The organism is Pantanalinema sp., from assembly GCA_036704125.1.
Lineage (GTDB): Bacteria > Cyanobacteriota > Sericytochromatia > S15B-MN24 > UBA4093 > JAGIBK01.
In genome coordinates this window covers 1-10,824 of the sequence record DATNQI010000022.1, presented here as the reverse complement: position 1 = coordinate 10,824, position 10,824 = coordinate 1, and the positions used below count along the sequence as shown (strand labels likewise).

General features: G+C 69.9%; 11 protein-coding genes. 3 read left to right on the top strand and 8 right to left on the bottom strand.

Going from position 1 to position 10,824, the window contains the following annotated elements:
- Positions 1-25: 25 nt before the first annotated feature.
- Together V6D00_03310 and V6D00_03305 are read right to left on the bottom strand one after the other, a co-directional pair.
- Complete coding sequence (locus tag V6D00_03310) at positions 26-2,122, bottom strand: transglycosylase SLT domain-containing protein (protein HEY9898191.1); 2,097 nt, start codon at positions 2,120-2,122, stop codon at positions 26-28.
- 14 nt (positions 2,123-2,136) lie between these two features.
- Positions 2,137-2,916 carry an inositol monophosphatase family protein gene (locus V6D00_03305; protein ID HEY9898190.1) on the bottom strand — a complete coding sequence of 260 codons (780 nt, stop codon included), beginning with the start codon at positions 2,914-2,916 and terminating at the stop codon, positions 2,137-2,139.
- 83 nt (positions 2,917-2,999) lie between these two features.
- Between V6D00_03305 and V6D00_03300 the strand changes: the two genes are divergently transcribed.
- A complete protein-coding gene (locus V6D00_03300) occupies positions 3,000-3,830 on the top strand; it encodes a hypothetical protein (protein HEY9898189.1) in 831 nt (276 codons plus the stop codon).
- A gap of 39 nt (positions 3,831-3,869) precedes the next feature.
- Here the strand turns inward: V6D00_03300 and aroF are convergent, their stop codons facing one another.
- Positions 3,870-4,886 (bottom strand): 3-deoxy-7-phosphoheptulonate synthase, encoded by a 1,017-nt coding sequence (gene aroF, locus V6D00_03295; GenBank protein ID HEY9898188.1) that lies wholly within the window; start codon positions 4,884-4,886, stop codon positions 3,870-3,872.
- Between the two features lie 114 nt (positions 4,887-5,000).
- On the bottom strand, positions 5,001-5,429 hold the full coding sequence (locus V6D00_03290; protein ID HEY9898187.1) for an iron-sulfur cluster assembly accessory protein: 429 nt from the start codon (positions 5,427-5,429) through the stop codon (positions 5,001-5,003).
- Between the two features lie 227 nt (positions 5,430-5,656).
- Here V6D00_03290 and V6D00_03285 point away from each other — a divergent pair, with 227 nt between their 5' ends.
- Complete coding sequence (locus V6D00_03285; GenBank protein ID HEY9898186.1) at positions 5,657-5,866, top strand: hypothetical protein; 210 nt, start codon at positions 5,657-5,659, stop codon at positions 5,864-5,866.
- A gap of 3 nt (positions 5,867-5,869) precedes the next feature.
- Here the strand turns inward: V6D00_03285 and queA are convergent, their stop codons facing one another.
- Positions 5,870-6,916, bottom strand: coding sequence for a tRNA preQ1(34) S-adenosylmethionine ribosyltransferase-isomerase QueA (queA, locus tag V6D00_03280; protein HEY9898185.1), 1,047 nt, complete (start codon positions 6,914-6,916; stop codon positions 5,870-5,872).
- 208 nt (positions 6,917-7,124) lie between these two features.
- Between queA and V6D00_03275 the strand changes: the two genes are divergently transcribed.
- Positions 7,125-9,167: a methyl-accepting chemotaxis protein gene (locus tag V6D00_03275; protein ID HEY9898184.1), complete on the top strand. Its 2,043-nt coding sequence runs from the start codon at positions 7,125-7,127 to the stop codon at positions 9,165-9,167.
- Positions 9,168-9,224: 57 nt separating this feature from the next.
- Here the strand turns inward: V6D00_03275 and V6D00_03270 are convergent, their stop codons facing one another.
- The 3 genes from V6D00_03270 to lepB form a co-directional block, all read right to left on the bottom strand.
- Positions 9,225-9,401 carry a hypothetical protein gene (locus V6D00_03270; protein HEY9898183.1) on the bottom strand — a complete coding sequence of 59 codons (177 nt, stop codon included), beginning with the start codon at positions 9,399-9,401 and terminating at the stop codon, positions 9,225-9,227.
- Positions 9,398-10,618 (bottom strand): SpoIID/LytB domain-containing protein, encoded by a 1,221-nt coding sequence (locus tag V6D00_03265; GenBank protein ID HEY9898182.1) that lies wholly within the window; start codon positions 10,616-10,618, stop codon positions 9,398-9,400. Before V6D00_03265 ends, V6D00_03270 begins: the two co-directional genes overlap by 4 nt.
- A 21-nt stretch (positions 10,619-10,639) precedes the next feature.
- Positions 10,640-10,824, bottom strand: a 185-nt coding sequence (lepB, locus tag V6D00_03260) for a signal peptidase I (protein ID HEY9898181.1), incomplete at its 5' end; no start/stop codon positions are given.

Here is a 10,824-nt window from a genome sequence, read left to right as displayed (position 1 = left end):
GGCCTTTCGGCCGCCCCCCTTTTTGCTACTTGCCGTACAGCGCCCGGTAGGTCCAGTAGTTCGAGAAGACCTTCTTGACGTAGTGCCGGGTTTCCGGGAAGGGGATCAGCTCGACCCACACGTCCACGTCCTCCTGGCCGTTGGCGTCGATCCACTTCTTGACCGCGTTGGGGCCCGCGTTGTAGGCCGCCACCGCGAAGACCGGCTGGTCCGACAGCCGCTTCTGAACCCACCCCAGGTAGTAGGCCCCCAGCTTGAGGTTCCAGAAGGGGTCCGTCAGCTTCCGGACGGGGCCCGGCACCTTCTTGCCGACCCACTCGGCGGTGCCCGGCATCAGCTGGCTCAGGCCCAGGGCCCCCACCCACGAGCGCGCCTGCGGGTCGAAGAGGCTCTCCTGCTTGACCAGCGAGGTCAGAAGAAGCGGATCGATCCCCTGCGGCTCCGCCGCGGCCTTGACCAGCGGATAGTAGCCCAGCGGATAGCTCAGGTAGGGGTCGGTGCCCTCCGAGAAGACGATCGCCCTGGAGTAGCGCCCGCCCTGCAGGGAGAGCCACGCCTTCAGGTCGTCCGAGGCCCCCGTGCGCTGCGCGTGCCGCAGCGCCGGGTCCACCTGGCCCAGGTAGGCCAGCTCTCTTACCGGAGCAGGGAAGGCGGCGAGCTGACGCAGGTAGTCGCCCTGGGGCTTGGCCTCGAAGAGAGGCGTCAGGTCCTCGGCGCGAGGCGAGACCTCGACCGGGCGCACCGAGAAGCCGGGATCGGCCTCGCCCCGGTCCAGGGCCGCCAGGCGAAAGCGCGCGCGCCAGGCGTAGTACGAGCGCGGGTTCTTGGACAGGACGCGCTGGTAGCTCGCGCGCGCCTCGGCGCGGTCCCCCTCGCGCTCGGCGAGCCGCCCGAGCCAGTACAGGCCCGAGGGGCCCTGCACCTTGACCAGCACGGCGTCGCCCATCCGCTTCGCCCACAGCTTGGCCTCGCCGTAGCGCTTGGCCTGGTAGGCCCGCCACAGGAAGCGCCACCGCGCCTCGGTCGCCTCCTCGGAGCGGGGGAAGGCCTGGATCAGGCCTGAATCGACGACCCGGGCGTTCTGCTCGTCGTCCACCCGGCGGTACAGGGCGCTCCAGCGAACGAAGGCGTCGAGGCCGGCATCGCCCTTGTCCTGCGCGGCCTGACGGTAGTAGGCGATCGCCTGGGGACGGCGCTTGCGCTTCTCCTCGAGCTGACCGAGGGTCACCAGGGCACGAGGCCTGAGCGACGGATCGAGCCTCATGGCCTTCTTGAGCAGGGCCACGCCGCGATCGTAGTCGCCCTGGCGCCAGGCGGCGCGCCCCCGGCGGAAGGTCGCGAGCCCCGAATCGAGGCCCTTGAGCAGGCGCTCGGCGGGACCGTACTCGGCCGCCTCCAGCAGGGTGCCCGAAAGATCCAGGCGCTCGGCCGCGCTCAGGCCGTCGAGCCCGGCCATGGCCCGGGCCACCGCGAAGCGGTTGGCGGCCTTCGGGTAGCGCGCGCGGTGCTCGCGCAGGCGCGACAGTCGCTCTTGCTCGGGGCCCTGGGTCCCGAGCAGGAAGAGCGCACGCTCGGCGAGCGGTTCCGAGGCCCCGCTCTGAGCGAGCGGGGTGAGGTGGCGCGCCGCGGCCGAGGGATCCTCCGGCAAGAGCAGCTCACCCAGGGCCATTCGCGCCTCGCCGACGAGCGGGCTCTTGGGGAAGCCCTCGATCAAGCGGCCATAGGCCTCGCGGGCCTCGGCGGGCGCCGCCATCGACAGCGCGCGCCCCCCGGCCAAGAGCAGCCAGTCGGGCGCGTCGGCGTCGAGGACGCCACGCCCCTCGACCGGCGAGCCCGCGCGGGCGGCGCAGTCCACGAGGACGGCTTCCAGGCGACGCTCCCAGGCCTTGCCCTTGAGCCTGCCCCGGAAGGCCTCGAAGCGATCGAAATACGTCTGCCAGTCGGGCCCCGCCCCCTCGGCGAGGGCCTGGCGATACTCCTGCATGGTCGTCTCGAAGGCCTGGCGGACCTGCGTCTCGGAATCCATGGCGAAGGGGAGGGCGAGAGCGGGCGCGGCAAAGGGCGCCACCCCCGTCGTCGACAGGGTCGCCGCCATCAGGGTGAGGGCCAAAGCGCGTTTCATGGCAAACCTCCGCTTCAGTCGGGGATATCCTCGGTGAGGACCGCCTGCATGGCCTCGTGCAGCAGGCCGTTGGAGGCGAGCAGCTCCTTGGCGTAGGAGTCGAAGGGGTTGCCCCGGTAATCGCTCATGCGGCCGCCCGCCTCCTGGACGATCAGCGAGCCCGCCGCCACGTCCCAGGCCGAAAGGCCAGGCTCCCAGAAGCCGTCGTAACGGCCGCAGGCCACGTGGCACAGGTCGAGGGCCGCCGAGCCCGCCCGCCTCACCGCCTGGCAGCGATAGAGGAAGCGGGTGAACATGGGCAAGTTGCTCCCCTCCTGGATGACGTGGTAGGGGAAACCCGTGGTCAAGAGGGATCGCCGCAGCTCGGAGACCTCGGAAACCCTGATCGGCGCGCCGTTGAGGGTGGCGCCCTCTCCGAGCGCCGCGCTGAACAGCTCCTGCAGGATCGGGTTGTAGACCGCCCCCGCGATGATCCGGCCCTCGTGCTCCAGGCCGACCGAGACGCAGTAGTAGGGGAAGCCGTGGGCGTAGTTGGTGGTGCCGTCCACCGGGTCCAGCAGCCAGCGATAGGCCGAGCCCGAGGTCTTCAGGCCTTCCTCCTCGCCCAGGATCTCGTGATCCGGGAAGGTCTCGGCCAGGCGAGCGCGCATGTAGGCCTCGGAAGCGCGATCGACCTCGGTGACCAGGTCGATCTCACCCTTGTACTCGATGTGGTGACGTTTACCGTGGTGCTCGCGCAGGATGCTTCCGGCACCCGTGGCGAGGGACTCGGCGAAGGCTCGAAAATTCTGCATGCGGTCATGCTAGCACAAGCTGGCCCCTCGACGAGAGACGCTGGCTCGGGTAAATAGAGTAAGACCCGACTTGGAGGATAGGCGTGTTCCCGCAGCTGTCACTGGCGCTCATGCTCGCGAGCGCCCTGGCCACCCCCAGCCCGATGCCGACCGCGGCCGCTCCGCAGGCCAGCGCCATCGAGGACTTCGGCGTGCAGCTCGGCGAGGTCGCCCGCAGCAAGCGCAACGTGCGCCTCACCCTTGCGATCGACAACCGGATCGGCGCCAGGCGCCTCTTCATCCACCTGGAGCCCGGCTCGGAGGGCAGCGTCATGTTCGTGCCGGCGCCCCCCGCAAAGGGTGCCGCCCCCGACCGCACCACCCACTTCCTGCCGACCGGAGGCGGGGTGACCCTCAAGGCGACCCTCGTGTTTCCCATCGACGAGGAGGCCACCGAGGCAACCCTGATCGTGGGCGAGGCCGCCGCCCCCTACCGCCAGTCCTCCGTCCGGATCGACCTGAAGGAAGCCGTCCCCATCGTGCCACCCACGCCCGCGCCCACCCCGGAGCCCACCCCTGCGCCTCCGGGCGAGCGGGTGATCGCGCGGTACAAGCCGCCCGTCAGCGCGCTGGGCGACGAGATCGTGCTCAAGGACGGCTCGGCGGGGCCCACAGGCCAGGGCTGGATCCGGGTCTACACCGAGCTGCCCGACGTGAGCCTGGATCAGGTGGCCCTGGCCATCCAGCGGCCCACCCAGATCTGGCTGGGGACGGGCGGCCTCCTGTTCATCGCCCGCCTCGGCCCGAGCCGGGCGATCGCCCTGACCGTCAGGGACGGCGCGATCGTCACGGGCCAGATGATCGACCAGACCACCTACGCCAAGCTGGTGGGCCCCAGGACCCCTTTCCCCAGCCGGATCTTCGTCGGCAAATGACCCCGCCCCTTGCGGGACGGGGTCATTTGCCGGGATGAATCAGAGGGCGCGGCCGAGCCCCTGGGCGGTGGCGCGCAGGCCCGCCATCAGCTCCTCGAACTGCTTCGGATAGAGGCTCTGCATCCCGTCGCTCTTGGCCTCGACCGGGTTGCGGTGGACCTCGACGATGACGCCGTCGGCTCCCGCCGCGATCGCCCCGCGCGAGACCGGCCCGACCAGCTCGCGGCGGCCGGTGCCGTGCGAGGGGTCGCCCACCACCGGCAGGTGCGAGAGCTGCTTGATGACCGGGATGGCGTTGAGGTCGAAGGTGTTGCGGGTGTAGTCCTCGAAGCTGCGCACCCCGCGCTCGCACATGATCACCTGGGGGTTGCCCTCGGCGAGGATGTACTCGGCGGCGAGCAGCCACTCCTTGAGGGTGGCCGACGGCCCGCGCTTGAGCATGACGGGCTTCCTGGCGCGGCCGGCCCGCTTGAGCAGCGCGAAGTTCTGCATGTTGCGGGCGCCGAGCTGGATGATGTCGGCGTACTCCTCCACCAGGTCCAGGCTCTCGGGGTCGATCGCCTCGGTGATGACGGCCAGGCCGTAAGCGTCGCGCGCCTTGGCGAGCAGCCTGAGGCCCTCGAGGCCCATGCCCTGGAAGGAGTAGGGGCTGGTGCGCGGCTTGAAGGCGCCGCCGCGCAGGACGCGAGCCCCTGCCTTGGCCACGGCCTCGGCCGTCTCCATCAGCTGGCTCTCGCTCTCCACCCCGCAGGGCCCCGCCATCACGACGATCTCGGAGCCGCCGATTTCCACCCCGTTCGGCAGGGTGATGACCGTGTCGTGGGCCTGCCACTCGCGGCTGACGAGCTTGTAGGGGGCCGAGACGTGGATCACCTCGGCCACGCCGGGCAGACCCTCGATGGTGCTCGAGTCGACGCGGCGGTCGTTGCCGACCACCCCGATGGCCGTGCGGCGCTCGCTCGGGATGGGGCGCGCCTCGAAGCCCATCTCGCGGATCACCGCGATGACGCGCTCCACGTCGGTGGGTTGGGCATCCTGGACCATGACGACGAGCATGAGGCGGGCTCCTTAGGGCGAGATCGGGGGGCCAAGAGAGGGGGGCCAAGAGAGGGGGGCCAACGAAAAGCGGCGCCCGGCGATGCAGGCCGGGCGCCGGTGAAGTGACGGGAGTTAGCCGCAGCCGCAGCCCGAGCCGCAGCCGCCGGACTTGGCGGCGGGAGCCTCCTCGCTCTTGGCGGAGCCGCAACCGCAGCCACCCGACCCGCAGCCGCCACCCGAGGTGGTGTTGGGGCTGGTGATGGTGAAGCCGCCGCCCATGGCCTCGACGCGGTAGCCGACCTCGGCACCCTCGAGGTAGGGGGCGCTGTGGGGATCGATCACCACGGGGATGCCCTCGTGGTCGAAGGTCAGATCGCCGGCCTTGGCGGAGTCGAGGCCCATGCCGAAGCCGTAGCCGTTGCAGCCGCCCGGCTTGATGTAGAGGCGCAGCGCGAGATCGCTGCGCGACTGGGCGCCTAGCGCTTCCTTGATATGGGTCGCGGCCTCGGGGGTCACGGTCACCATCAGCTTGGACGTGGCCTCGGGGGAAAGGTTCACCATCTCGTTACTCCTCCAAACAAAGATCCTGGCTGGATTATACCCCTCGCTCCCCAGCGGCACAAGCGGGCCACCCCGGCCCCCTCGCCAGCGCCCGAATGTTTCGTGAAGATGCGCCGTCGGACCGAGAGAACGGATCGGATATGTGTATATGATGATTGAACGTCAACAGAGCAAATCTTATGCCGCTAGTTTTTAGCCGATCGACCGCGTGCCGCGAGGAACCGCCGATGAACCATGAACAACCGAGAGGGCGCCGCGCGCCCGGCACGCGCCCGCTCCAGTGGAGCGAGGTGGCGCAGGATTTGGCCGGCCCCGGCTCGTTCGTCAGCGAGTGGTACTGCGGCAAGTGCGGGCGCTTCAACAGCTCCGTGGCGCGCTGCGCCGAGTGCGACTGCCTCAAGGGCAGCCTGCGCGATCGCGACGGCGATCGCCCCTGAGGCCTACAGCATCAGGGTCGCGTCCCCGAAAGAGTAGAAGCGATAGTCCAGGGCGATCGCCTCGGCGTAGGTCTCGAGCATCAGCTCGCGCCCGCCGGTCATGCCCGGGCGCTTCTGGTCGGCGAAGGCCGAGACCAGCATCAGGAGGGTGGACTTGGGCAGGTGGAAGTTGGTGACCAGGGCATCCACCACCTTGAACCGGTACCCCGGGTAGATGAAGATGCGGGTCTCGCCCGATCCCGCCTTCAGCTCCCCGCTCGAAGCGCAGTGCTCCAGGGTCCGGACCGCGGTGGTCCCGACCGCGATCACCCGGCCGCCGCGGGCCTTGGTCCGAGCGACGGCCTCGACCGTCTCGGCACCCAGGCAGTAGCGCTCCGCGTGCATCTCGTGCGCCGTCAGGTCCTCGGCGCTCACCGGCTTGAAGGTCCCCATGCCGGTGTGGAGGGTGACGTGCGCGATCTCGACGCCCTTGGCGCGAGCAGCCTCGAGCAGCGCCGGGGTGAAGTGCAGGCCGGCGGTCGGCGCGGCCACGGCCCCCTCCTCGCGGGCATAGACCGTCTGGTAGCGCCCCGGATCCTCGGCCTTGGCCTGGATGTAGGGAGGCAGGGGCAGCTCGCCGTACCGGGCGATCGCAGCCATGGTGGGCTCGGCCGTTGACGTCAGGCGGATCACCCGGCTGCCATCGCTCAGCACCTCCTCGACCCGGCCCGAGAAGCCCTCGCCGAAGCTGATCACGGTATCCACCGGCGCCTTGCGCCCCGGGCGCACCAGGCACACCCAGGAATCGCGCTCGGTCTCCTCGAGCAGGAGCACCTCGATCCGCGCGCCGGTCTGCCGGGTGCCGTAGAGGCGCGCGGGGATCACCTTGGTATCGTTCAGCACCAGCAGATCACCCGGCGAAAGGTAGTCGAGGATGTCCCGGAAGCGGCGGTGATCGCGCGCGCCCGTGTCGCGGTGCACGACCAGAAGCCGGCTCAGGTCGCGCTCGGGCGCTGGGGCCTGCGCGATGCGCTCCTCCGGGAGGTGAAAGTCGTAGTCTGAAAGCTTCAAGGAAGTGTTACCCCACGCGCGCTCGCGCCTTCTCGACTCCATCTTACCAGGAGGACGGCAGCCCAGGACGCTGGGGCAAAAATTAGGACTAAAGCCCCTGTTCACCGGCCTGACCCTAACATAACGTAGCCGAATGGCACCAGGAAGTCCTGACGGACCACAGGCTTCTGACGCAGGGCCGCCAGCACGGCAAGGAGTTCACAAAATCATGAGACTCACGATCGGCAGGAAACTGCTCGCAGGCTTCCTGGGAGTGGCGCTCTTGGCGTTGTTCCTGGGCGCCTTCTCGCTCGTCCAGCTCCAGAAGGTCAACGGCGCCACCCGCGAGATGGCCGATAACTGGCTGGTCGCGACCTCGTACGTGGGGAACCTGCGCGCTTCGGCAAGCGAGATCCAGCGCACCAACCTGCGCCTGCTCCTGGAGCGCGATCCGGGCCGGGTCCCCGGCGTCGAGACCCAGATGGCAGAGGCCAAGAACGAGTTCGAGAAGCACCTGAAGCTCTACGCGCCCACCATCACCGCCAGTGCCGCACACGAGCGCGAGCTCTTCGACTCGATCGCCGCTTCCTACGACAAGTTCCAGGCAGACGTCAGCGAGGTCCAGGGCCTCCGCAGCTCGGGCCGCATGAAGGAGGCGGAGCGCGTGAACATCGAGAAGGCCCTCCCCGCCTTCTTCGGGCTGTACAAGGGGATCGGCGAGCTGATGCGGATAAACCTGGACGGGGGCGCCGCGGCCAGCAAGCGCGCCGCCTCGGACTTCTCGACGGCCTTCGGCGTCACCGTCGCGGTCCTGGTCGTGGTGCTGCTCGCGGCCCTCACCATCGGGCTCATGCTGTCGCGCCAGATCACCCGCAACCTCAAGGTCATCGCCGCGGCCGCCGACGGCATCGCCAACGGCGACCTCGACCAGCGGGTCGAGGTGACGACCAGCGACGAGCTGGGCGACATGGCCCGGAGCTTCCGGCAAATGACCGCGAATCTCGGCCGGATCATCGACAGCGTGCGCACCGTCGCCACCACCGTCGCCGCCAGCGCCCAGCAGATCGGCGTCAGCTCCGAGCAGCTGGCCCAGTCCGCCCAGGTCCAGGCCTCCGGCGCCGCCGAGACCTCGGCGTCGATGGAGGAGATGGCCGCCAGCATCCTCCAGGTGGCGAACAATGCCCAGACCCTCTCCGGCAACGTGGAAGAGACCTCCTCGGCGATGGAGGAGATGGCCGCCTCCATCCAGCAGGTCGCCAAGAACTCCGACACGCTCGCCGCCTCGGTCTCGCACTCCTCCGCGAGCATCGAGCAGATGATGACGAACATCCAGCAGGTCGCCTCGAACGTCGCGCAGGCCAACCAGGTCGCAAGCCGGGCGAACGAGGCCGCCCAGGGCGGGCAGCAGGCCGTGAGCCAGACCATCGAAGGGATGACCCAGATCAACCAGGTGATGGGAACGGTCGTCGCGGCGATCGAGGGCCTGGGCGAGCGCTCGCGCGAGATCGGCGCCATCGTCCAGGTGATCGACGACATCGCGGAGCAGACCAACCTCCTGGCCCTCAACGCCGCCATCGAGGCGGCGCGCGCAGGCGAGCACGGCCGAGGCTTCGCGGTGGTCGCCGACGAGGTCCGCAAGCTCGCCGAGCGCTCGGCCCGCGCCACCGGCGAGATCGCGACCCTCATCAAGGGGATCCAGCAGGAGACCGGCCAGGCGATCACGTCCACCCAGCAGGGCGACGCGCGCATCCAGGACGGCATGCGCCTCGCCCAGAGCGCCGGCAGCTCGCTCGTGGCCATCGTCGCCTCCGTCGAGCAGGTCGGCCAGCTCATGCACCAGATCTCACAGGCGACCCAGGAGCAGGCCAGCGCCTCCCAGCAGATCATCGGCGCCGTCGGCCACATGAGCGGCCTGACCGTTCAGGTCACGGAGGCCACCAAGGAGCAGGCTGCGGGCTCGGAGCAGATCATCCTCGCGATCGCCAACATGAGCCGGATGACCCACCAGGTCTCCCTGGCCACCGGCGAGCAGCGCATCGGCAGCGAGCAGGTCGTCCAGGCGGTCGAGGACATCAACCGCTCGGCCCAGGAGGCCGCGAGCGCCACGAGCCTCATCGCCGAGGCGACCGGCGAGCTGCAACAGCAGGCCCGGACCCTGCTCGAATCGATCGCCTTCTTCAAGGAAGCCCAGGCGAACAGCCCCCGGCCGGCCGGGTCACTCCCCCCCCTGACAGCGAGCCTGCCGCCGCTCCTGGTGGGGGCAGGGCGCTAGCCAGGTCCCGAGCGGGGTTCGCGGCCTGATGGCCGCGAACCCCGCTCTTCATTGGCCTCAACGGCGCCAGGCTTCTCCGTACAGCTGCAAGACCAGCAGGATTCCCACGATCAGCAGGTAGCTCTGCGGCATGGGCGATCCCGGCCGCAGGCGGTTGTACTGCCGCCAGGCCAGGTAGAGGGCGCAGGCCTCGGCCGCGTAGACCAGGTAGTGCGCCCAGGCGGGAAACGTCACTGGATCCCCCCCGCGAGCGCCTGCGGCTGGCTGAGCGCCCGCGGCTCGGAAAGAAGCGCCCGCGGCTCGGAGGTTATGGAAGACAGCTGCGAGTTCGGGTAATAGTGCGCCAGGATCTGGGCGTAGCCGTAGCCCCGCTCGCCGAGGCTCTTGGCCCCCCACTGCGAAAGGCCCAGGCCGTGGCCGTGGCCCCGCCCCGCGAAGGCGAAGGCCGCGGGGCGTCCCGAACCGCCCCCGTAGCCGAGCACGTTGAAGAGGGTCGAGTAGAGCCCCGCCGCCTGGCGAACGGCGTCGCCCGAGACGTCCGCCTGGCCCTGGGTGCCGACCACCCTGACCCGCTTGACCCGCCCCGAGTAGGTCCGCTCCAGCACCTCGAAGCGCAGCAACTCGCCCACCCGCACGCCCTTGCGGTCCAGGGCGTGCCGGAGCTCGGGGGCCCCGAGGTTCTTCTGCCACAGGTAGCGGGGGCTCTGCTGGTCGAAGTCGGGCACCGCCTGCAGGTAGGGGCGCGGCTCGCCCCAGACGGCGGCCCCCGTCTCGGTGAAGCCGCCGGAAGAGGAGTGGAAGTAGGCCGCGATCACCCGGCCGCCATGGGTGAGCACCTGACCGAGCGTCTGATCCACCGCCATGTTGCTCGGCACCCGCTCGACCCCGGCCCCGCGGTAGACCTGGTTCTCGGTGGTGGGCTTCATGTCGTAGCCGCGGCTTGCGAACTGGCCGAGCTTGGCGAGCGCGTAGGTGCGAGCCGCGACCGCCTGGGCCTTGAGGCTCTCGAGCGGCCAGCGAGGATTCATCTCGGCCGGCACCACCCCGTAGAGGTAGTGCTCCAAGGGGACGTGATTGACCAGGGTGAGCCGATGCCCCGTCGCTCGAAGCTCCATCTCGCCGCGGTACCATCGACCGGCCCCGAACACCAGCCCGACCTCGCCCGCGTCAGGCAGCGACACCAGGCGCAGCGGCAAGCGATCGGACGCCACCCGGCCCATCGAGCCGTACAGGGCGACCCCCGCGCCCTCTCGCTTGACCTCCAGCGCCTCCATGGCGCGGGTCCGGGCCAGGATCCGACCGGTCGCATCCACGATGGCCCCGCCGACCGAGGTGGCGAGGGTGGTGCGTGGAACGGCCTCGGCCAGCCCGATGCGAACGGAGGGGGCCTGAGCGAAAGCCGGCAAGCTCAGCGCCAGGAAGAGGGCGAAGGCACAGGGAAGTCTCGCCATGTCGGGAAGCCCGAAGAGACGCTAGCCCGGCAGGCCGACGCGGGAGGGGGGCCAGTAGCGGACGGCCGCGCGGCCGATGATGTTCCTGGTGGGCAAGAAGCCCCAGACGTGGCTGTCGGCCGAGTTGTTGCGGTTGTCGCCCATCACGAAGACGTGGCCCGCGGGCACCGTGACCTCGCGGCCGTCGTGGAAGTAGGCCCCGGGGT